Annotated in this window: 18 protein-coding genes and 4 tRNA genes; 19 read left to right on the top strand and 3 right to left on the bottom strand. The window is 46.3% G+C overall.

The annotated features are described in order from the left end of the window. The 7 genes from AC1DUA_RS00185 to AC1DUA_RS00215 form a co-directional block, all read left to right on the top strand. A partial coding sequence (locus AC1DUA_RS00185; protein ID WP_477497802.1) for a hypothetical protein occupies nucleotides 1-294 on the top strand: 294 nt, incomplete at its 5' end. Nucleotides 295-438: 144 nt separating this feature from the next. Further along, the gene (locus tag AC1DUA_RS00190) at nucleotides 439-1,584 is read left to right on the top strand and encodes an outer membrane lipoprotein-sorting protein (protein ID WP_477497803.1); all 1,146 of its coding nucleotides are present in this window, start codon (nucleotides 439-441) and stop codon (nucleotides 1,582-1,584) included. Nucleotides 1,585-2,029: 445 nt separating this feature from the next. Continuing rightward, on the top strand, nucleotides 2,030-3,202 hold the full coding sequence (gene alr, locus AC1DUA_RS00195; protein ID WP_477497804.1) for an alanine racemase: 1,173 nt from the start codon (nucleotides 2,030-2,032) through the stop codon (nucleotides 3,200-3,202). Nucleotides 3,203-3,418: 216 nt separating this feature from the next. Next, a complete protein-coding gene (locus tag AC1DUA_RS00200; RefSeq protein ID WP_028553892.1) occupies nucleotides 3,419-3,700 on the top strand; it encodes a CopG family ribbon-helix-helix protein in 282 nt (93 codons plus the stop codon). A 3-nt stretch (nucleotides 3,701-3,703) separates the two neighbouring features. Beyond that, nucleotides 3,704-4,054, top strand: a complete 351-nt coding sequence (locus tag AC1DUA_RS00205) for a type II toxin-antitoxin system PemK/MazF family toxin (RefSeq protein WP_028553893.1) — start codon at nucleotides 3,704-3,706, stop codon at nucleotides 4,052-4,054. Between the two features lie 109 nt (nucleotides 4,055-4,163). Next, nucleotides 4,164-6,473, top strand: coding sequence for a Tex family protein (locus AC1DUA_RS00210; RefSeq protein WP_477497821.1), 2,310 nt, complete (start codon nucleotides 4,164-4,166; stop codon nucleotides 6,471-6,473). Between the two features lie 186 nt (nucleotides 6,474-6,659). After that, a complete protein-coding gene (locus AC1DUA_RS00215; RefSeq protein ID WP_477497805.1) occupies nucleotides 6,660-6,806 on the top strand; it encodes a hypothetical protein in 147 nt (48 codons plus the stop codon). A gap of 358 nt (nucleotides 6,807-7,164) precedes the next feature. Here AC1DUA_RS00215 and cmpA read toward each other — a convergent pair whose 3' ends face one another. Beyond that, nucleotides 7,165-7,329 carry a cortex morphogenetic protein CmpA gene (gene cmpA / locus AC1DUA_RS00220; protein ID WP_090818813.1) on the bottom strand — a complete coding sequence of 55 codons (165 nt, stop codon included), beginning with the start codon at nucleotides 7,327-7,329 and terminating at the stop codon, nucleotides 7,165-7,167. Nucleotides 7,330-7,403: 74 nt separating this feature from the next. Beyond that, a complete protein-coding gene (locus AC1DUA_RS00225) occupies nucleotides 7,404-7,757 on the bottom strand; it encodes a hydrolase/acyltransferase (RefSeq protein ID WP_477497806.1) in 354 nt (117 codons plus the stop codon). A gap of 150 nt (nucleotides 7,758-7,907) precedes the next feature. Between AC1DUA_RS00225 and AC1DUA_RS00230 the strand changes: the two genes are divergently transcribed. From AC1DUA_RS00230 to AC1DUA_RS00240, 3 genes are all read left to right on the top strand, one after another. Continuing rightward, nucleotides 7,908-8,381, top strand: coding sequence for a SprT family protein (locus AC1DUA_RS00230; RefSeq protein WP_477497807.1), 474 nt, complete (start codon nucleotides 7,908-7,910; stop codon nucleotides 8,379-8,381). Nucleotides 8,382-8,400: 19 nt separating this feature from the next. Then, nucleotides 8,401-8,476 (top strand) — tRNA-Asn (locus tag AC1DUA_RS00235). Between the two features lie 7 nt (nucleotides 8,477-8,483). After that, nucleotides 8,484-8,572, top strand: a tRNA-Ser gene (locus AC1DUA_RS00240). A 363-nt stretch (nucleotides 8,573-8,935) separates the two neighbouring features. Here the strand turns inward: AC1DUA_RS00240 and corA are convergent. Further along, nucleotides 8,936-9,865: a magnesium/cobalt transporter CorA gene (corA, locus tag AC1DUA_RS00245; RefSeq protein WP_477497808.1), complete on the bottom strand. Its 930-nt coding sequence runs from the start codon at nucleotides 9,863-9,865 to the stop codon at nucleotides 8,936-8,938. Between the two features lie 155 nt (nucleotides 9,866-10,020). Here corA and AC1DUA_RS00250 point away from each other — a divergent pair. The 9 genes from AC1DUA_RS00250 (at nucleotide 10,021) to AC1DUA_RS00290 (ending at nucleotide 21,878) form a co-directional block, all read left to right on the top strand. Further along, nucleotides 10,021-10,092: transfer RNA gene (locus AC1DUA_RS00250), tRNA-Glu, on the top strand. A 17-nt stretch (nucleotides 10,093-10,109) separates the two neighbouring features. Further along, nucleotides 10,110-10,191, top strand: a tRNA-Leu gene (locus AC1DUA_RS00255). A gap of 363 nt (nucleotides 10,192-10,554) precedes the next feature. After that, a complete protein-coding gene (locus AC1DUA_RS00260; protein ID WP_477497809.1) occupies nucleotides 10,555-16,188 on the top strand; it encodes a glycerophosphodiester phosphodiesterase family protein in 5,634 nt (1,877 codons plus the stop codon). Nucleotides 16,189-16,279: 91 nt separating this feature from the next. Beyond that, nucleotides 16,280-16,828, top strand: a complete 549-nt coding sequence (locus AC1DUA_RS00265; RefSeq protein WP_477497810.1) for a glycerol-3-phosphate responsive antiterminator — start codon at nucleotides 16,280-16,282, stop codon at nucleotides 16,826-16,828. Between the two features lie 220 nt (nucleotides 16,829-17,048). Beyond that, nucleotides 17,049-17,930, top strand: a complete 882-nt coding sequence (locus tag AC1DUA_RS00270) for an HAD-IIA family hydrolase (RefSeq protein WP_477497811.1) — start codon at nucleotides 17,049-17,051, stop codon at nucleotides 17,928-17,930. A gap of 12 nt (nucleotides 17,931-17,942) precedes the next feature. Then, a complete protein-coding gene (locus tag AC1DUA_RS00275) occupies nucleotides 17,943-19,265 on the top strand; it encodes an ABC transporter substrate-binding protein (RefSeq protein ID WP_477497812.1) in 1,323 nt (440 codons plus the stop codon). Nucleotides 19,266-19,385: 120 nt separating this feature from the next. Beyond that, nucleotides 19,386-20,288, top strand: coding sequence for a carbohydrate ABC transporter permease (locus AC1DUA_RS00280; RefSeq protein ID WP_477497813.1), 903 nt, complete (start codon nucleotides 19,386-19,388; stop codon nucleotides 20,286-20,288). Between the two features lie 15 nt (nucleotides 20,289-20,303). Further along, on the top strand, nucleotides 20,304-21,119 hold the full coding sequence (locus tag AC1DUA_RS00285; RefSeq protein WP_477497814.1) for a carbohydrate ABC transporter permease: 816 nt from the start codon (nucleotides 20,304-20,306) through the stop codon (nucleotides 21,117-21,119). A 24-nt stretch (nucleotides 21,120-21,143) separates the two neighbouring features. Beyond that, on the top strand, nucleotides 21,144-21,878 hold the full coding sequence (locus AC1DUA_RS00290) for a glycerophosphodiester phosphodiesterase (protein WP_477497815.1): 735 nt from the start codon (nucleotides 21,144-21,146) through the stop codon (nucleotides 21,876-21,878). Nucleotides 21,879-21,914: the final 36 nt, after the last annotated feature.

Below are 21,914 nucleotides of genomic sequence, written 5' to 3' on the forward strand. Positions count from 1 at the left end.
GCCATGCTCGGTAGAATTAATGAGATTGGCGCGGATGTTAAAGCCATTAAAGACAGAGTTGACAGTATGGACAGACGCATGGGGAATCTAGAAGATCGCATGGGTAGTTTGGAAACCCGAATGGGTGGTATGGAAGACCGTATGGGGAATCTTGAGAACAGAATGTCAAAAGTAGAAGACACGCTACAAGAAATCAAACAAGTTCAAGTGCAGCAAAGCGAGCAAATTGCAGGAATTGCTGTGACGATGATGGAACATGCAGCCAGTATTCGTACACTTAAATTAGTGAAATAAAGGAGTAAGATTAGACGAATCCGGAGCTAGTCTTATTTTTTTTGCCAAAATCGGTCCAAGCCGGTAGCTTGGCTGCATAATCGGCCAAGTCCCCTCATATGCATGTACTATGTTGATGTTAATCATGAGTGAGGGGATGATCGAATGCGCCGGGTCACATGGATGGTAGCAGTGGTGATGTGCTTAGCATTGGTTCTCGCAGGATGCGGGATAGGCAAGAAAGATGCAGGATCTATCGTAAAGGATTTGGATCATGTGATCAGCAAAGCGGATAGCTATCAGGCTTCAGGCAGCATGATTTTGCACACAGGGTCACAACCGCAGGAATACCAGGTGGAGGTGGCGTATTCGCCGGAACATTTCTACCGGATTTCGCTGACCAACGCATCGAAGGATGTAACGCAAATTGTGCTGCGCAATGAAGAGGGCGTGTTCGTGCTAACGCCGCATCTGAAGAAAAGTTTCCGTTTCCAAAGCGATTGGCCGGAGAATCAAGGACAGGTGTACTTGTTCCAATCTCTAGCGAGAAGTATTATCGCGGACAAGGATCGCCAGTTTACAACGGACAATGATACGTATGTGTTCGACGTTGCGGCGAATTATCAGAATGAGCAGCTGTCTCGCCAGAAAATTTGGCTGAATAAAAAGACATTGGCACCTATGCAGGTTCAAGTGTCGGATGCGAACCAAAATGTGATGGTGCAGGTGAATTTCACGAAATTCGAATTCGATGCGAAGTTTGATAAGGATTTCTTCCAAATGGAACGCAACATGACAAGCTGGAACATGCAGACATTGCCGACGATGTCCAATGTTAAGGTAACGGATGCTGACCATCCTGCGGCTAGTGTAACGGACAAAAACCTGTCCGCAACAGGCGGGCAGTCTGATCAAGCTGCCACAGGCACCAAAACGGATGCAACGAAGCCGAATGCCGTGGCAAGCAAACCGCAAAGTATCGGTATCATTGAGCCGAGTTATCTGCCTAAGGATGTCGTGAAACAGGATATTACGGATATGAAACTGGGCGAAGACGCGGCTGTCCTTTTGAGATACAAAGGGAAGTACAACTTCAGCATGGTTGAGGTTAGACCTCAGGCGAAGTCGGTGTCTTTGCAGCCAGGTGATATTGTGGATCTCGGCTTCACGATTGGGGTTCTCACAGGGGAAGATAAGAAGACGCTCACTTGGACGAATGACGGTGTAGAGTTCAGATTAACGACGGGCGATTTGCCGACGAATGAAATGATTAAAGTGGCGATGGCAACGGAAGGCCAATCCGGTAAATAATCAATAAAGATCTGCTCTTAGGAGCAGGTCTTTTGTCATTTTTATGCAGAAAAGCACAGGCTTGACCTCTAAAAAACGGCTTCTCAGGCGATTATCAGAGAAAATTAATGTGGGAAAGTGTGCCAATAGAGAGGTAAACGCATTGTAGAATCATATATTACGTAAAAGAGCACGATGTGCTGCAAATGTACGAGGGGAGTAGCCTTCAGCCGATTTCCAATCGGAGATGGACATGCGAACAAACATGCTCATGAAAAGCGTTGTTTGGATATGACGCGATTTTGCCTTATTTAAGTCTCAAGGACGGTTGACAGTGTTTCGTGACTCGGTTTAACATAGGTTTATCGGTCCTAACGGGTTTGGAATTATTGGAGGGGGAGTCCTGCTGCTCACATGGAGCGGGCCTTCCCTTGTCCTTTGCATTTGGAAAAAGAGGTGAACGCTGGTGGATGCTTTTTATCGTCCCACGTGGGTTGAAATTTCGTTAGATGCTCTGCGAAGCAACATTGAAGGTTTTCAGAAGATACTGCCGGCAGGAATGAAGCAGATGGCAGTCGTTAAAGCGGATGCGTACGGACACGGGGCTGTAGAAGTATCCAAAGAGGCTATAGCCGCAGGTGTGGATTACTTGGGTGTGGCGTTTTTTGATGAAGCGCTGGAGCTAAGGAATGCAGGAATTATTGCACCTATTCTGGTTCTAGGTTATACGCCTCCAGAGGGAGTCGAGCGGGCACGAGAGCTCGATGTTACAATAGCGGTCTATAGTCATGATGTCCTCAAGGAGCTGCAGGCGCAGCAGCATAAGAAGAAGCTGAAAATTCATATTAAACTAGATACTGGCATGGGCCGTCTTGGTTTGCATACGGAAGCGGATGCAATTCCTTTCATTGAGCAAGCGTTGACGCTGCCGAATGTGGAAGTTGAAGGATTGTTCACGCATTACGCGAATGCAGATGAAGTGGACAAAAGCTATACGCTGGAGCAGTATCGCCGTTTTGAGCGGATTGTGAGCTATTTTACGGATAAAGGTGTATCATTTCCGTATATACATGCGGGCAACAGCGCAGCGGCTATTGATTTGCCTGGTCTCACTTATTCGATGGTAAGGCTCGGCATCTCGATGTATGGGCTATATCCTTCTGAAGATGTGGATCAAACGAAAATTGAGTTAAAACCTGTGCTCAGTCTCAAAACAGGCATCGTCCATCTCAAAACATTACCACCTGACTCCGGTATCAGCTACGGAACGATCTATCATACGAAGGACGAGGAGCAGATCGGGACGCTGCCAATTGGGTATGCAGATGGGTATTCACGAATGCTGTCGGGTAAGGCAGAGGTTCTGGTTCGTGGCAAAAGAGTGCAGGTAGTCGGCCGAAYTTGTATGGACCAATGTATGATCAACGTGTCTGATGTTAAGGATGTCCAGTCTCTGGATGAGGTTGTGTTGATTGGGGAGCAGGATGGAGAACGAATTACGGCCGAAGATATTGCTCGCCAGCTTGGTACGGTTAATTATGAAGTGATTTGTATGATTTCACATCGGGTCGCACGTGTATATGTGCGCGGTGGTGAACGAGTGGATGCCATTAATCCGCTGATGCGTCATCGTTACTAGACCTTGGTCAAATCTAACTTGCTGAATTTACCATTTAAAAAGTATCCTTCCTATAGAGGAATTTTAGAGTAGGCTATCGAATACGTAATGTAGAATCTTATATCCATAGGTGTAACATATTTGATATACTGGGTGCATATATCTATTGTATAATTTGGTTTTCAAATTGACATACTGGTAATATTGTCTTTGTATCGTTTCTGGGGGTGCGAGAGTGTGAGTAATGCGCATAATACGAAAAGGATCATGATTAGCTTGCCTGACAATCTGTTGCAAGAAGTGGACGGCATTGTCGAGAAGGAGAACTCCAATCGCAGCGAATTTATTCGCCAGGCAATGAAGCTGTATTTAATTGAACGCAAAAAGCGCAGTCTACGCGAATCCATGCAGCGTGGRTATATGGAGATGGCAAAAATAAATCTCAGCATGGCATCTGAAGCTTTTCAAGCGGAGGAAGAAGCGGACGGTACGCTTGATCGCTTAGTAAGCGGGGTGTAAGCAGTGATTGTGAAACGTGGCGATGTATTTTTCGCAGATCTTTCGCCGGTAGTAGGGTCGGAGCAGGGAGGAGTTCGTCCTGTTCTAGTGATCCAAAATGATATCGGCAACCGCTTTAGCCCCACCGTGATTGTTGCAGCGATTACAGCTCAAATCCAGAAGGCTAAGCTTCCCACGCATGTGGAAATCGATGCGGAGACGCACGGTTTCGATCGAGATTCGGTGATTCTGCTTGAACAAATCAGAACGATCGACAAGCAACGGCTTACGGACAAAATTACGCATTTGGACGAAGAGACGATGCGAAAGGTTGACGACGCTTTGCAAATTAGCGTGGGACTGATAGAATTTTGAATAGGATCAGGAACGGACGAGGGTAAGTGATTCCCTCGTTTTTTGGTTTGCATACATACTTCAATTCATGTAGAAGTGGGGAATGACAGTGACGATATTGGATACGATGATGAACAAATGGTTCCACACAGCGGGTGAAGCATCCGGGAATACCGGTGTGAAAAGCGCAGCGGAAGAAGAGCAGCCGGGAAGCAAGGGAGCTAAGAACAAATACGAGGAAGAGCCAAAGGAAAAGGTCGTCCTCTCTGAAGAGAAGAAAGCGGAGATCCAAGAACGAATCTTAAAGCAGATCTCCGCTGAGCTGCAGCTGCCAACAGGTAAAGTGAAAACGACGATGGGGCTGCTGGATGAGGGGAATACGATTCCTTTTATCGCTCGGTACCGGAAAGAAATGACGGGTGAGCTGGATGAAAACCAGCTGCGAGACATCGAGGAGCGTTTGCAGTACTTACGCAACCTCGAGGATCGCAAGCTGGAGGTCGTACGTTTGATCGACGAACAGGGGAAGCTGACGATTGATCTGCGCAAATCGATTGAAGGCGCTGCAAAGCTGCAAGAAATCGAAGATCTGTACAGACCGTATCGTCAAAAGCGGAAGACGAGAGCAAGCGTAGCCAAAGAGCGCGGTCTTGAGCCGCTAGCGGAGTGGATCTGGAAGCAGCCTAGACAGGGCTCGCTCGAGCAAGAAGCGGAACGCTACATAAACGCTGAGAAGCAAGTTGGAAGCGCTGCTGACGCCATCCAGGGCGCGATGGACATCTTAGCGGAGAACATGGCGGACGACGCCAAGATCAGAGCCTGGGTGCGTAGATACACGCAGGATCAAGGGATTCTACATACAGAGGCAAAAGATGCAAAGACTGAGTCCGTCTATGAGATGTACTACGCTTATCAGGAGCCGGTGAAGCGTCTCCCACCTCACCGTATTCTTGCCATCAATCGCGGTGAGCGCGAGGAAATTCTTAAGGTCAACTTGGTTGTTGCGGTTGATAAAATTCATGATTATATAGCTAGGCAGATTATAAAAGGGCAATCCATTGTACAAGATGTGCTTCGTACGATTGTCGAAGATGCTTACAAGCGTCTAATCGCACCGTCCATCGAGCGTGAAGTGCGCGGAGAAATGACAGAGATGGGCGAGGAGCAAGCGATTAAGATTTTCGCAGAAAATCTACGTAATCTGCTGCTCCAAGCGCCCGTCAAAGGGCACGTTGTGCTCGGTGTCGATCCCGCTTACCGGACAGGCTGCAAGCTGGCCGTCATCGACGACACCGGGAAAATGCTTGAAATCGCCGTGACGTACCCAACACCTCCGAATAATAAGGTGGCGGAAGCCAAGGCGAAGTTCAAGCAATTGATCAGCAAACACGGCGTAGAGCTGATCGTCATTGGGAATGGAACGGCTTCCCGTGAAACGGAGCAGTTTGTTGCGGAGCTGATTGCCGAGATCAAGGAGCAGAAGCTCAAGTACTTRATCGTCAGCGAAGCGGGGGCGAGCGTGTACTCCGCGTCGAAGCTGGCGCAGACGGAGTTCCCTGAGCTCGACGTCGCCGAGCGCAGCGCGATCTCGATCGCGCGGAGGCTGCAAGACCCGCTCGCGGAGCTTGTAAAGATCGAGCCGAAGGCCATCGGCGTCGGGCAGTATCAGCATGACGTTTCGCAGAAACGTCTGGATGAGAACTTGAAGGCCGTCGTAGAGTCGGCCGTTAACCATGTCGGCGTGGACTTGAACACGGCGTCCCCGTCTTTGCTCTCGTACGTGTCGGGCGTGAACGCGACACTGGCCAAAAACATCGTCAAGTATCGCGAGGAGAACGGCAAGTTCAGCTCCCGACAGGAGCTGTCGAAGGTTCCGCGTCTTGGCGCGAAAACCTTCGAACAGTGTGTCGGGTTCATGCGGATTCCCGGCGGCGGGAACCCGCTGGACAACACCCCGATCCATCCGGAGTCTTACGACGTCGTGGATCGGCTGTTCAAGGAGCTGCGCCTGGAACTGGCGCAGCTGGGCTCGCAGCAGCTTCTATCGCTGCTGCAAACGCTGGAGCCTGAGGAGATGGCTCCGAAGCTGGGCGTTGGTGTCCCGACGCTGCGGGACATCCTGGACAGCCTGCAGCGTCCTGGGCGGGATCCGCGGGAAGAAGTCCCCGCGCCGATCTTCCGCACTGACGTGCTGCAGCTGGAGGACCTTGTGCCGGGCATGGAATTGACCGGCACGGTACGCAATGTCATCGACTTCGGCGCTTTCGTCGATATCGGCATTAAGAACGATGGGCTGGTGCATATCTCCCAGCTCAAGAATGGCTTCGTGAAACATCCAATGGATGTTGTTTCCGTTGGAGACATTGTCCAAGTATGGGTGCTGAACGTGGATCAGAAAAAAGGTCGCGTTGGCTTAACCATGAAGAAACCACAGCAATAAGCAAATAGATAGCAGTTGGCGGCGATGAGCTGCCGGCTGCTTTTTTTTAATATTTTTCCCACATCATCCTTTCATCATGTAATTGCTTGATGGTGTCCACATCATCCTCTCCAACCCGAAATTTGAGATGAATCCTCATTGTGGAGGGTGTCCCACCTCCTTCACTGAATATACAACGGAGTTTTGTTGGCTAACGACCGCAATGAGCATGTCCTCATGCGCCAAACGGGCCAGCCACTCGGCGGCTATGCGAAAAGGGACATTACATTCGGCAGCGATGTCCTGGATGCGAATCTGGCCATTACAGCGCCTCGCAACGCCCAGAATAACTAGCTTCCTTAACTCCCACAGAAAGGGCGCGTAGGAGGTTGGGTTGTTAGGTACGGAATAAGATGACCTCCTTTCATGCAGGAGATACACGTTGTCTCCTTGACCTTTTTTCGTTCTACGACGTAAAACCACAGATCTTCAGCTCCCTTTATACATGTTTAGATAACAAAAAAACACACTGACCCGCAGATTACTCTGCTGGATCAAGTGTGCTTCACTCGGGCGGACTATTACATTTATTTACAGTATAGTGGGCTCATTTCAAATATGCAACATATTTTTCAATTTATAATTGCTGCTTCTATGTACCGGTTACGGCAAAAAAGCCAGCACCTGTCTCCAACAAGTACTAGCCCTTTTATCAGAATTTACGTTTGCCCGGTCCGTCCGTCGATTGGGTGTCAGGCCACTCTTCTTGTGAGCGGCGGGTGCGGTAAAAGTACCAGCTATCATTCAGCAATCGGATTTGTCTGCGGTTTTTGTTCTGGAAGGCCCGCATTAATTGATTACAGAGCCATTGCGGCATATGCCCATCCCCTTCTTCGCCATGTACTTATAGCATATGAAGGAAAAAGGAGTTGGGTGCAGGTCCTTTTGACATTAACCTTCAAATTCCTCTTCGTACCACTGTTCCAGCTGCGCTTGAAGCGCACGGATTTCAGTTAGCAGCGAGATCAGCGGGTAGGATTTCTCTTGAATGCCGGCAAAGGATTTCTCCAAACGATTGATATACTCTAGTCCTTGAATGAGCGTATACGTTGTTCCGATTAGCTCCAGGTCATCACATTCTGCAATTACCCTAGGAAGCTGAGGGACATCGTCGGCAGTCAGTTTATCTAATTCTTTGTGCAATCTTTGATTCAGCGCTGTTAGTTGATAGGAATAGGAAGATGGCATAGCAACAAATTCTACTTGCTGGTCGAGCTTGAGAATGGCATATCGCATTTGTGGCATTTGATTGGTCAAATCCTCTCTGTATAAAGCTTTCGTTCTTTCTTTTCTACTTGACAGTATAGCCGTACATACGGTACAAATTCAAGTGAGAACTTGTCTAAGCAGTGCTTACGATGAAAGTTTCTAATGAAAACTCAAGGAGCGTAGGGGATGGAGGATCGGGAACTACAGGAGTGGATTGAGCAGATTTCTTTGGCATCGTTTGGAAGGCCGTTTGTTCATCAGGCGCGTTTTAACCGAAGATTGAGGTCGACGGGTGGGCGCTATTTTACCAAATCCCATGATATTGAAATCTCTTGGATGCAGTGGGAGACGTTTGGCCGTGAGGAAATTGAGAAAATCATTAAGCATGAACTTTGCCATTATCATTTACATATATTAAAACGAGGTTATAAGCATCGCGATCATGATTTCAAGTCGCTGCTGGCGCAGGTTGGGGGCTCCCGCTTCTGCCAATCGCTGCCGCAAGCACGTCAGAAAAGGGCTTATAAATACAGACTGGAATGCGTCAATTGCAAAACGGAGTATTTCCGAAAGCGAAAAGTGGACGTCCGCAAGTATGCCTGTGGAAAGTGTAAGGGAAAATTGAAATCGTATACACTTGACTTAACAACGCCTTCATAATAGAATTAAACTTATTCATTCCCTGATAGCTCAGTTGGTAGAGCACTCGACTGTTAATCGAGTTGTCACAGGTTCGAGTCCTGTTCGGGGAGCCATATCTTTGGAGAGATACCCAAGTGGCTATAAGGGGACCCTCTGCTAAGGGGTTAGACTGCGTAAGCGGTGCGAGGGTTCGAATCCCTCTCTCTCCGTATGGATTTCGGAAATAAGCTCAGATGGCGTTTACGCCGTTTGGGCTTATTTTTTTTGCGAAAATGCAGGGCTTATCCGGTTATGTGCCTCACCTCACCTCACCTCGCCTCGCAAACAGATAAGGAAACATAAGGACGCTATTTCAGCGAAATTAACCTTTTAGCGTATGAAAGGGAACTGTGGGACGCTATTTCGGCCTTTTGGGAAGAAATGTAACCATTTTGCTGAAATAAGATCCCGTAGTTCCTCTCAGCATCCAAATCCATGCTTTTCTCCTAAATAGCGTCCCATAGTTCCGCTAAGGAGCCTGGGAGGCATACTTAGTCAGATTGTCAAAGATTGACTTCCGTTATTCATAATCATTAGAACCAATGTTTGCGTTTGAAAAAGTACCACATTAATAAGCCGATGCCAACCATCAGAATCCAGACATATAGGTAGCCATAGCTCCAGTCCAGCTCGGGAATGATTTTGAAATTCATGCCGTAGACACCGACAATGAAGGTTAGCGGCAGAAAAATCGTGCTGAAAATCGTCAAGGTTTTCATAATTTCGTTCATGCGATCGGATTTCATACTCATCTGAAGTTCAAGAAGCCCCGTCAGCGATTCACGAAAAATGTCTAACGAATCTACGACGCGCGAGATATGGTCCATGATATCCATGAAGTAGACATCATCTTCTTCACGCGTGTAGGGGAAGGAGTGATGCGCAATAGATGCCAGGGTAATTCGTTCATCGACTATGACGCGGCGCAGCTGGTGCATGATCCTTTTCAACTGGAAAATATCCTGTGCGATACGAATCGATGGATTTAGATATACGGACTGTTCCATACTGTCCAGGCGATCGTCCAGATGTTCCACGATGACGGTATAATCGTCCACACAGCGATCGAGGATGGCATGCAAAATTGCGCCAGGATGGCTGATTCGCTCAGGCACTTCTTGGCATGTGAGGTAGAGCTGGTCAATGAAAGGGAGCTTGTCTTTGTACACGGTAATAACAAAATTAGAGCCGATCACAATCGCAATTTCCTGGGGCTCCAGCCCCTCGGATACAGCGAAGAAGGTCAGGAAGATGTGATTCTTGTACGTATCCATCTTCGGTCGTTGATTTAGCTTGATGGCGTCCTCAACGAGGAGCGGGTGGCACTTGAATACATCGCCAAGGACATGTTTGACTTCATCTGGCGAGGGGTTCTCCATTCGCACCCAAACGGCTTCACTTGAAGTCGGGACGCGAACCTCTTCCTCGTGGACGGTTGCATGTGTAGATTCATATATGAGCATGGATGACAAACCAAACACCTCGGTTGGGTTAAATTGGTTTCAGCATACCATATTTGCCCGGATGTGATCCAGATTTTGCACTTGTCAATTGAGATTTGATCCTTTATAATAACAATTGTCGTCAAAATGGGCTGCACAAGCTTCATGACTTTCGTGGCCCGTTGGTCAAGTGGTTAAGACACCTCCCTTTCACGGAGGTAACAGGGGTTCGAGTCCCCTACGGGTCAGTTTATTATCCTCTTATGCGGTCGTGGTGGAACGGCAGACACACCATCTTGAGGGGGTGGCGCTCACAAGGCGTGGGGGTTCAAATCCCCCCGACCGCATCCCTAGTTTTTCTTTGAAACCCTTACTTCGGTAAGGGTTTTTTCTTTTAATAACTAAGTAAATGTAATATAAGCATGGTATGAGGATACTTTACAATTTCTTATTCCATAGATAATACATTAGAAACAATCGGTCGCTAGTATTATTTATAGGACAACCGAATAGGCAGGGGTAGGAGACCAGGAGAAAACCCTTCAAGGCAGCAAATGATTGGCTAGTGAAAACTAGCTGTATCGTTTGTATGCGTGAAGGGTTTTTTGTGCGCTCCAAAACGCAGGGAAGGAGTTAACCGTAGGAATTCATGTTTGATTTTGTAAGGGATTTATACCATTTATCCATATGCATTAGAAAGGATTGATCCTATGAAACCATATAAAAAGGTTTTGAGTCCTCTATTAATTGCTACGTTACTTACTAGTTTTGCACCGTTTGGACTTCTGCCTGAGCAGCAGGCTCATGCCGCAGAAGACGTTAGGAATTCATTAAATGTGAGTAAGACGGTTAATGCCCCAGTAATTGACGGGAAATTAGATGAATCACTATGGTCAATTAATCAAAGCTTAACGAAACAAATAGGCAACGGTACGTTCAAGGATAGTAAATTCGGCATGCTTTGGGACAACAAGTATCTATACATAGGGGTCAAGGCAGATGATGATAATCTGACTGCTGGAGGATCAGGGAATTGGTTCGATCAGGATAACATCAATTTTTTCCTAGATCCAACAATTCACCAATCTACCCCGTATGCAGCAAATGATATGCAGCTCGGATTCGTGTACCAGGCGGATTCCACATCACCAGAGTTTCATTTTGGTGCAGCAACAAACGGACAAAGTAGCAAGGATTCAAATAAGATTTTGAGAGCCATTCAGAAGACGTCAACAGGCTGGTCCCTAGAAACAGCAATTCCATGGGATATGTTGAATATGGACCCTGTGCTTACGAAGAAGCTAGGCTTGGAAATTGGGGTAACGGACCGCTTTGGGACAGACGCGTCACAGCAAAGAAACAGCTACTGGAGCGCGTATCAGTCAAGTACGTTCTGGAACGATACCTCCGGTTTCGGTGTGATTAACTTAGTTGATAGCAATCCGATTACAGCTTCGGTGAATCCCGTGCTGTTAGAGGAAAATTTTGACGCAACTCCGAATGGCACAATTCCTTATGGATGGATTTCTGATGTGAACGCTGGAAGTCCTTCGTTCTCGGTTGTGCAGGACACGTATGGCAATGGCCGCATGACGTTTAATGGTAGTAGCTCAGGTAAACAAGGGCGAATTGTTGCTCCGGTCCAATGGGACAACTATACCGTCGAAGCGGATATTAGATTTGAATCTGTGCTGGATTCGGCAAGATGGGCATCATTGATGTTTAGGGTGCCTTCCTCAGGGAAAGTGCCATATAACCAAATGGCGGTCCGTCTAAACGGTACCTATGAATTCGCTTATCGCAAAACGGATGGCAACTGGTACTCCCCAACGCCAATTTCCGGTATGTGGAGAGCGCTGACTTTGAATTCCGATTATTCGATGAAGGTTCGMGTTTTTGGCAATAACGTCAAGGAATTTATGAAAGCTAAGTCAGATCCAAGCTATACGATGGTAACGGACACAACGCTGCCATCAGCGGTCGTTATGGAAAAAGGAAAGGTAGGATTGCAAGTGGATCAAAGCAAGGTCTCTTTCGACAACTTGAAGGTGACGCGAATTACGGCAGATCAGCTAGACCTCGTTGTACCTAGCTCAATGGAAGCATTGACAGGTCCTATCAGCGTTACAGGAAGTGTGTACTATTCTGATGGTTATAGGGAACCTATTGCCAGTAAGACATACAAGGTTTACTCCTCAGATGAGTCGATCATCAAGGTCTCGGGCAATGCGTTTTATCCAGTTAAAGCAGGTAAAGCTACAATTAGAGTGATTTACGATAGTGCTGAGTACTTGCAAGAAGTAACGGTAACCCCTAGTGCATTAGCAGCGAAGGTAATTTCGATGAAGCACGATAGCGGTTATATGCTGGCGACTGTGAATCAACCTCTACCCTTGAATGGAATCACGTTTAAAGCAGACTTTAGTGATTTTACGTCAGGTACACTAACAGGCAATGAATTAACCTGGACATCCAGCAGTCCATCCGTCGTTGTGAATAATGGCAGTCTGAGCGTTCTACAAAAAGGTGTATACACCCTGAGTGCCCAAAAAGATGACATCTCGATATCTATGCTTGTTGTAGCGAAAGAAGTAACAGACAGCGAGTATTTGCTCTACGAAGAGAAATTTGATCAGCTAACGGATGGAACACTCCCAGCTGGCTGGAGCAGAAAAGAAGGAACGACAGCAAGCAAAGCCGTTGTTAAAGCCGGTGGGTTTGAAATGGATGCGGCGGCTTCACCAGACAATCCTTCACGTGTGCTTTTGCCAGACTTTCTAGGGATATTTGGAAATTACAAAATCGAAGCTGATGTGACGCATTTGCAAGCAAACGATACAGCAAGATGGCATTCCATCATGTATCGGATTCAAAACAATGATTATCCGTATTACCAAATGGCGGTCAGAAAAGATGCTGCCGCTGCAAATGGTGTAGAGTTTGCTGAAAGAACCCCAGCTAATGCTTGGAACGTTATGGATACTGGTGCTTTTACGGAAGCCATAGATCCTAGCAAAATGTACCACTACACAGTAAAGGCATTCAACAGTCGTGTGTTGGAAATGATTAACGACAAAGTTGTTGTGGATTCAGATAACGCAGGTTTGTATACGAAGGGCCGAATTGGCTTGCAAGCGAATGGCAGCAAAATGAGGGTGGATAACATCCGGGTAACGCTGCAGCAGGATGCCCTTCCACCCACGGTGACGGATCGATATGCGAGTGTTGCAGAGCCTTCGACCCAAATTGCAATGGCTTCTACTATTGTAACTGAGGTCACCCAGGCGGCAGATTTGACGAAATGGGCGGTTGCTACAACACCGGCCACGGCTATTTTACACGTGAACAATGAACTTAAAGTAACAAATCCAACAGGAGAAGTAGTCATTGGAGATCTAGCAGCAGTCTTAAATACGTTTGGGACGAAGACGATGCCGGCATTTTATGTCAAGGATGAAGCAACGGTCGATAACCTGATCACTTATTTGAAGGATAATCGGCTCGAAGACGTATTCGTGATGTCTGGCAATGGTGATTTGGTTAAAAAAGCGAGATTAGCTTATCCAATTATTCGCGGAATTGTAGATTTTAGCTCCATGACGAGTTTCAGCCAAGAACAATTGATGGGAATCCGCCAGACAACCAATGCAAGCCTTGCGCATATTGCTGTGGTTCCACAAAAGGCTGCGACGAGAGATAATACGGACTATCTGCAAATGAGAACGATCATGGTATGGGCAAAAGATGAATCGGCCGCTGCCGGAAAAAATCTGTCCATGCATACCTTGATTACGGCAGGTGTGAACGGTATCGTGACAGATGCGCCATCTGCGGCTTTCACCGCACTGAACGTATATAACAAGAACAAAACGATGATCCGTAAGCCATATGTTATTGGACATCGTGGAATACCGTCGGCTGCGCCGGAGAATACGATTGAAAGTAATCGATTGGCGCTTGATTATGGGGCGGATTTTATTGAAAATGATGTCTACATCTCTAAAGATGGCTATCTCGTCATTCATCATGATGGTGAATTGGCTGGAACGACGAATGGCACGGGCAATATCGAGAATTATACATTGGCCGAAATTAAAGCTCTCAATGCGAATAAGTCTCATCCGACAGGCTATCCAGATGTGAAGATTCCAACTTTGGAAGAACAAATTGAGCTCGTTCAACAACGTGGAAAAATGATCATGAACGAAATCAAGACATCCACACCGGCAGCCGTTGATGCTTTCGTACAATTGGTTCGAGCCAAAAATGCCGAAGCGGACATCGATAACATGTCCTTCGTTGCCGCACAGAACATACGTATGAACAGTTTGATGCCAACTATGCCTTCAGGCCTCTTATCCAGCTTGTCTGGGGGAAGTAATATCAAAGGGATGATGCGTACTGTGCTTAATTCCATTCAACCTATAAATGCAACATTTAATAATAGTTATGGCGGTATCTCGCAAAGCTTTATGGAAGCAGCTAAACATCGTGGCATTTTGATTTCACCTTGGACACTGAATGATCGACCTTCATTTAATCAATTTTTCTTAAATGGTGCATGGGGATTAACGACCGATTATGCCAGCTGGGCGACGGATATGATGGCAGCCATTCGTCCAGAGAAGTCGGCGTATGAGTTTGCGAATATGGAACAACTTCCGATTCAAGCAAAAGTGACAACCTACAAAGGTGATACGACAACTGTCGTACCTGAGATTGTTATGTTGGATGGGCAAGGTTCCTTTGAAGTAAATGGCAATGTGGTTACAGCCAAGAGCTCAGGCGTAGCGCATGCGCTATTACGATACACCTACACAATGAATGACGGCAATAAATATGATTTGTATACACAGCCAGTTACGCTGAGCGTTTCTGGAAGTACAGATCCAGGAACAGATCCAGGAACAGATCCAGGAACGGATCCAGGAACGGATCCAGGAACGGATCCAGGAACAGATCCAGGAACAGATCCAGGAACAGATCCAGGAACTGACCCAGGAACAGATCCAGGAACTGACCCAGGAACAGATCCAGGAACGGATCCAGGAACAGATCCAGGGACAGATCCAGGGACTGACCCAGGAACGAATCCAGGAACGGATCCAGGAACGAATCCAGATCCAGGAACAGGTACTGGCTCAGGTTCCGGCTCAGGTTCTGGCACCGGCTCAGGCACGGTAATCAAGGATCCTGCGTACACCGTAACAGATACGATGATTCATGCGGCTATCGAACAATCGGGAACGAACGGTAAGCTGATCGTAAACGTGCCAATGAGTGAGCAAAAAGGTCAAGCAATTGCAATTCTGTCACCAGGGGCTATCCAAACGTTGTTGTCAGCTGAAGGCAATCATACAGTCTTGCTTCAAAGCGAACTTGGTTCCTATGAGCTGAACCTGTCAGCTGTTGATTTACAAGCTTGGGCAGAGAAGCTGGGAGTTTCACAAGATAAGCTTAACTTGACTGTTCAAATTAAAAATAATGAAAAAGCTGCTGCGGATGCCATTGCAAACGGGAAACATGTTAAACAAGCTGTTGAATTTACGCTTACGGTAGGGGCAGGAGAAGAGAAGGACGCAGAAGTTTCTAACTTCAAAACGTTCATTTCAAGGTCGATCAAGCTGGATTCCACAGCGGACACCAAAAACCTAGCTGCCGTACGCGAAGAGCACGATGCTAATGGCAAACCCGTGTATAATCCGGTTCCATTCTTGATCCATGGCAATGAAGTTGTTATTTTCAGCCGCACAAACAGCACGTATCTACTACTAGCAAACCCTGTGTCATTTGGGGATTTAGAACATCATTGGTCCAAACAAACTGTAGAAGTTATGGCGAATAAATGGATTGTGCAAGGTGTTGCTGCATCGAGTTTTGCACCAGATCGTCAAGTGACACGTGCGGAATTTGCCGCTTTGTTGGTGAGATCGTTTGGCTTAACTTCATCAAAAGCGACAACGGCAAGCTTTAAGGATGTCAAAGCTTCCGATTGGTTCGCGACGTCAGTTAATCTCGCCGTAGAATTTGGTCTTGTGGGTGGCTATGAAGATCATACTTTCCGTCCAGACGCGCCAATATCTCGACAAGAAATGGCGGTTATGATTGACAGAGCCCTACAATTCGCTGGTTACCAGGCAGAACTGAAACCAAACAGCCCAGCCACGTTCAGTGACGAAGCGAATATTGCTGAGTGGGCTAAGGATGCAATCCGAGCAGCCTCCACACTGCAAATTATTAACGGCAGGGACGGTAATGCTTTTTCCCCGCTGAGTACAGGTACGCGTGCGGAGAGTGCTGTGATGCTAAGCCGCATGCTGCAAGCCCTAAACTTTTCTAATTAATTGATTGCTTAACATCCCTCCGAGATATTGGCGGAGGGGTGTTAATACTTAGCAAATAAATGTTTGTTAAGGTTAAGAGGGGTGACAGCGCATGTCGAGAAAATATCCAATTATAGCATCGGTGACGAAAGACGATCAGCTCGCTAAGGTTTTAGAAAGTGATGTAACTCGAGTTAACTTAATGACAGGTCACATTGGCAATTTGGAATCTATTATGGAACAGCTTCACCGAGCAGGCAAACAGGTGTATGTACACTTGGAGATGGTAGGCGGACTTGGCCGAGATGCACATGCGGTCGCGTATTTAGCCGAAAAGTTCAAAGTGGACGGTATTGTAACGACTAAATCCAACTCCATTGCGGCAGCTAGACAAGCTGGTATTAAAAGCATTCAACGTATTTTTATTATTGATACAGCTGCGCTGCAAACGGCAGTCCGCATGATCAACAGCATACAACCAGATGAAGTTGAGATAATGCCTGGTTTAATGCCGAGAGTGATCAAAGAATTGAAAAGCATGATTAAACAGCCGTTGATTGTCGGGGGACTAATTCGACACGAGAAAGAAATCGTTGAAGCGCTCGAAAGTGGTGCAGATTACATTTCCATCGGGGATCCGAGCATGTGGAGTCGACACTAGATTTACAAAATTATCAAATGTCGATAATTGTCCGTTTACAATCTTCATTTATAGTAGAACTAAGATTATCACAATAACTGATACTTTGGGTCGAGACCAGGAGAAAACCCTTGTCCAGGAAAATGTGAAAATAAGCAGGAGTATGCCCGTTATACTCTGAAAAGGCTTGTTTTCGTGTTTTCTGGATAAGGGTTATTTTTATTGAAAGCGAGGCAGTGCTGTGGCAGAAACATCTAGATTTCCTGAGCGTGGCAACAACGATAGCAAGAGTGGCGTCGTGCCTTTTCAGCGAAAGCATGCAAGGAAAAGCAGTAAGGAGTTGCATTCATTTAAAGGCTACTTATTCGATTTGGATGGCACGATCTATTCGGGCAGTAAGCTTTTGCCAAGTGTGTTGCATACGGTGAAATGGCTGCGTGAACAAAATAAATCGCTGATGTTCGTTACGAATACAACCATTCGGACCAAGGAAAGCGTGCAGATGAGGCTAAGCGAATTAGGCATTTCTTGTGAGGTGAATGAGGTGCTCACGGCTTTATGTGTAGCTGGGAAGTTTTTTCAAGAGCACGAGCCAGATGCCGAAGTACTTATGATAGGTGAAGCAGCCATGGAACAAGAACTGGCGCAATATGGCGTTAAGACGACGAAGGAGCCGCTGCAGGCAACACATGTACTTGTCGGATTAGACAGGCAGTTTACATTTGAGAAGCTAACAGCAGGCGTGAATGCCCTACGAAATGGAGCTAAGCTGATTGCGGCAAATCCAGATCCATTTTGTCCAATTGATGATGGGGTAATTCCAGATACATGGTCACTTGTCAAAGCACTGGAAACGGCCAGCCTGCAGAAAACCGTCCGTGTGATCGGCAAGCCCTCTACGTACTACGCCCAGAAAGCTTTTGAACTGCTGAAGATTCCGCCATCACAATGCTTGATGGTCGGTGATAGACTAACAACGGATATTCAATTCGGAAATACGAACGACATGTACACCGCGCTTGTACTTACTGGTGCAGATTCCACGAAAGACATTGTACAAACAGGTATTGAACCTGATTATATTTTAAATCAGCTTAGCGAAATTAAATCTATTAAACTTTAGGGGGAAAAGAAAATGAAAAAAGCACTAGTTTCATTACTTATGATCACGATGGTTGCTACAGCTTGCGCAAAGGGAGAGAGCAACACAGAAACCAAGACAGCTACAGCACCGACGGCAAGCGCGCAAGCAACTGCAAGCACGAAGCCGGTTGAACTGCAATTCTATTTCCCAGTTGCGGTTGGTGGTCCAATTACAAAGCTGATCGATCAGTTGGCAGACGATTTCCATAAAGAAAATCCGACAATTACAGTAAAACCTGTCTATGGCGGCAGCTATCAAGATACGATGACTAAGGTTGCAACAGCTGTACAAGGGGGTAATTCACCTGACTTGGCCGTACTGCTTTCAACTGATCTATATAGCTTGATTTCCATGAAAGCCATTGAGGATTTGACGCCTCGCTTCTCCAAGGAATATTTTGGCGGCTTCTATGAATCCTTTATGGGAAATACGAAGTCAGGAGATACCGTATGGAGCGTACCTTTCCAACGCAGTACGATCGTGTTGTACTATAACAAAGATTTATTTAAAAAAGCAGGTCTTGATCCGGAAAAGGCGCCTGCGAATTGGACAGAGCTTAAGGAATATGCGGCTAAGCTCACAACTAGCGATAAATCACAGTGGGGGCTTGAAATTCCCAGCACTGGCTATCAGTACTGGATGACGCAAGCACTTTCCTTGCAAACGGGTACGAATATTGTTTCACCTGATGGTAAGCAAGTGTTCTTTAACAAACCAGAAGTACTGGAAGCTCTGCAATTTTACACGGATTTAGGACGTAAGGATAAAGTGATGCCAGAAGGTACACTCGAGTGGGCAACCGTTCCTTCCGATTTCATTAGCGGCAAAACGGCTATGATGTACCACACAACAGGGAACCTGACAAAAGTCAAAACAGATGCGAAATTCAACTTTGGCGTAGCGTTCTTGCCTGCTAATAAAAAGTACGGTTCACCAACTGGCGGCGGCAACCTGTATGTATTCAAGAATATTCCAGATGACCACAAAGCAGCATCAGTCAAATTTATTCAATTCCTGACACAGCCTGATCGTGTTGCACAATGGTCGATTGATACGGGTTATGTAGGTACAACTAAGGCTGCGTACGAAACAGACAAGCTGAAAAACTACATCAAGGATTTCCCGCAAGCGGCTGTGGCAAGGGATCAACTGAAGTATGCGGACAGCGAGCTTTCCACTTATCAGAATGGTCAAGTAACAAAATTGTTTAATGATAATATTCAAGCAGCGTTGCTAGGAACAATGACGCCTAAAGAGGCATTGGAAAAATCTCAGCAGCAAGCGGATGAAATTTTGAAAAACTTTCAAAAATAGCAGCGATTGATAGCGAAAACGAGAGGGAAGTGTTTGGCTAACGCTAACGGAGGCTCACTCCATGTTAGTAGCCAACGCTTCCCTTCCGCTGGCTTTCACGAGTTAATGAGAAAAGAGGGAATGATTTCGATGCAACCGGCAGTTCGTACAAAAAGCAAGATTAACTGGAAATTGAATGGTTTCGCCTATGCGCTGCTCTTGCCCTCGCTTCTATTCTTAGGGGTGTTTACGTTCTACCCTATCCTCAAATCGATATATTGGAGCTTCTACAGCTCTGATTTCACGGACAAGACTTTTGTCGGATTAGATCAATATGCCCATGTGTTTCAAGATGATATTTTCTTGAAGGTTTTGAAGAATAATGTGCTGCTTGCGATTGGTACAGTTCCTGTGAGTATTTTTCTAGCCATGTACGTAGCCATTTGGCTCAATAATAAGTTCAGAGGAACTGGCTTACTGCGTGCGCTATTTTTCTACCCGACGGTCATTCCGATGATTGCTATTGCAAATATATGGTTGTTTATTTATACGCCAAGTTATGGCTTGCTTGATAAGTTTCTAAGCGTGTTTGGCGTACCGGCTCCGCATTGGCTAGGAGATCCGCATTGGGTCTTATTTTCAATGATGTTTATGGTGATTTGGAAAGAAGCTGGTTTTTTTATGATTTTTTATTTGGCTGGCTTGCAGAATTTACCGAAGGAAGTGTATGAAGCTGCAGAAATGGAGGGGGCACGTCCTCTTCAAACCTTCAGCAAGATCACATTCCCACTCTTAATGCCGACAACGCTATTCGTTATGATTATCGCGACGACGAATTCGTTCAAATTGGTTGATCACCTGTATGTGATGACAAAAGGTGGCCCGAATAACGCTAGTAACTTGCTGTTATACCATATTTATGAGACGGCTTTTAGCTTTTGGGATATGGGGAAAGCCTCGGTTCTTACCGTCGTTTTACTCGTTATTCTACTGAGTATTTCCATTTTTAACTATGCAGTTCTGGATAAACGTATTCATTACTAGAAAGGGGTCAGCGTTATGGTCGTTAAGATCACCAACCGGTTTGTCATCGCGCTGCTGGCTATCGTTTTTGCTGTTCCGCTCATTTGGGCTGTTTTCACCTCGTTTACACCATCCAGTGAGATCATTACCCGCATGAATCCCTTTGCCATTGAGCATCCAACTTTTCATAATTATAAAACGGCTTGGCAAACCATTTCTTTTCTTCGCTACTATTCAAATACGATTATCATTGTCGTCGGCGTTCTGGCCGCACAGCTGATAACCGCTACCCTTGCTGCGTATGCGTTTGCTAGATTGAATTTCGCGGGTCGAGGCCTTATGTTCATGCTCTTTCTTGTGCAAATTATGATTCCGCCTGATATTCTCATTTTTCCGAACTACACGATCATGAAAGATCTGGGTCTTGTTGACACGAAATTGGCAATTATGCTTCCGTATTGGGCATCTTCGTTCAGTGTGTTCCTTCTTAGGCAAACGTTTAAGCAAATTCCGATGGACTTAGATGAGGCTGGGAAAATGGATGGCTGTCGCTGGTGGCAAATACTCTGGCACGTCTATCTACCTTCAGCGAAGTCGACCTATTTGGCCTTTGGCTTAATCTCCGTCAGTGCACACTGGAATGATTTCATGTGGCCGCTCATTATAACGAATTCGATTGAAACGAGACCGTTGACTGTGGGGATTGCGATTTTTGCCCAATCGTTTGAGACGGGAGCGCAATGGGGAACTGTAACGGCGGCTACGGTATTGGTCATTTTGCCCCTTTTAACAGCATTTTTCGTGTTCCAACGTCAGTTTGTGGAAAGCTTCATGCATTCAGGGATTAAATAAATTAAATAACAAGGGGGAATTGAGATGAATTGGAAAAAGGAAAAAACGATGGTAATTGCACACCGAGGAGCGGCTGGGGACGCGCCTGAGAATACGTTAGCTGCTTTTCGATTAGCGCTTCAGCAGCAATGCGATGCGATTGAGCTGGATATTCATCTTTCGCAGGATGGGGAAATTGTCGTCTTTCACGATGAAATGCTGGACCGGACCACGAATCTGCGTGGATTGCTTGGCGAGCAGCCGCTAGCAGAAATTCAGCGAGCAGATGCGGGAGCCTGGTTTTCTAATGAATATGCGGGAGAACACATTCCTTTACTCCGTGAGGTCTTGGAGCTTGTACCGCAGGAAATCGACTTAAATGTGGAGCTGAAACTAAGCTATGGCGAGCGCATAGAGCAGAAGGTCGTGGACTTGCTGCGCGAATACGGGCGCCTAAGCTCAGTCATTTTTTCCTCCTATGATCATCGTATGTTATACCACCTCAAGCAACTAGCACCCGAAGCCCGAATTAGTCTGGTCTATGATGCTAAGCTGCTGCGTCCAATTCGTTTGATTGAGGATTTTGAATTGGAAGTAGAAGCGGTTTCGTTGCATCATACGATGGTTGAGCGCGAGGAAGTCATGGCGATTCGCAACAGTGGCAGACAGGTCATCGTCTGGACAGTTAATGAGGAAGAAGAGATGAAACGAATGATTGATTGCGGTGTCTCAGCGATTATTACGGATTATCCGGAAATATTGCGGCGAATTGTGGGCTAGTTTACCACTTTTTTCATGAGGGTACGTTAACTGGGC

The organism is Paenibacillus sp. 01T422 (assembly GCF_056398785.1).

Excerpts from the sequence above, each read along its gene's own strand:
- AC1DUA_RS00190 (WP_477497803.1), top strand. The coding sequence starts at position 439 with ATGCGCCGGGTCACATGGATGGTAGCAGTGGTGATGTGCTTAGCATTG.
- cmpA (WP_090818813.1), bottom strand. The coding sequence starts at position 7,329 with ATGCCGCAATGGCTCTGTAATCAATTAATGCGGGCCTTCCAGAACAAA.
- AC1DUA_RS00225 (WP_477497806.1), bottom strand. The coding sequence starts at position 7,757 with ATGCCACAAATGCGATATGCCATTCTCAAGCTCGACCAGCAAGTAGAA.
- AC1DUA_RS00230 (WP_477497807.1), top strand. The coding sequence starts at position 7,908 with ATGGAGGATCGGGAACTACAGGAGTGGATTGAGCAGATTTCTTTGGCA.
- corA (WP_477497808.1), bottom strand. The coding sequence starts at position 9,865 with ATGCTCATATATGAATCTACACATGCAACCGTCCACGAGGAAGAGGTT.
- AC1DUA_RS00265 (WP_477497810.1), top strand. The coding sequence starts at position 16,280 with ATGTCGAGAAAATATCCAATTATAGCATCGGTGACGAAAGACGATCAG.
- AC1DUA_RS00275 (WP_477497812.1), top strand. The coding sequence starts at position 17,943 with ATGAAAAAAGCACTAGTTTCATTACTTATGATCACGATGGTTGCTACA.
- AC1DUA_RS00280 (WP_477497813.1), top strand. The coding sequence starts at position 19,386 with ATGATTTCGATGCAACCGGCAGTTCGTACAAAAAGCAAGATTAACTGG.
- AC1DUA_RS00285 (WP_477497814.1), top strand. The coding sequence starts at position 20,304 with ATGGTCGTTAAGATCACCAACCGGTTTGTCATCGCGCTGCTGGCTATC.
- AC1DUA_RS00290 (WP_477497815.1), top strand. The coding sequence starts at position 21,144 with ATGAATTGGAAAAAGGAAAAAACGATGGTAATTGCACACCGAGGAGCG.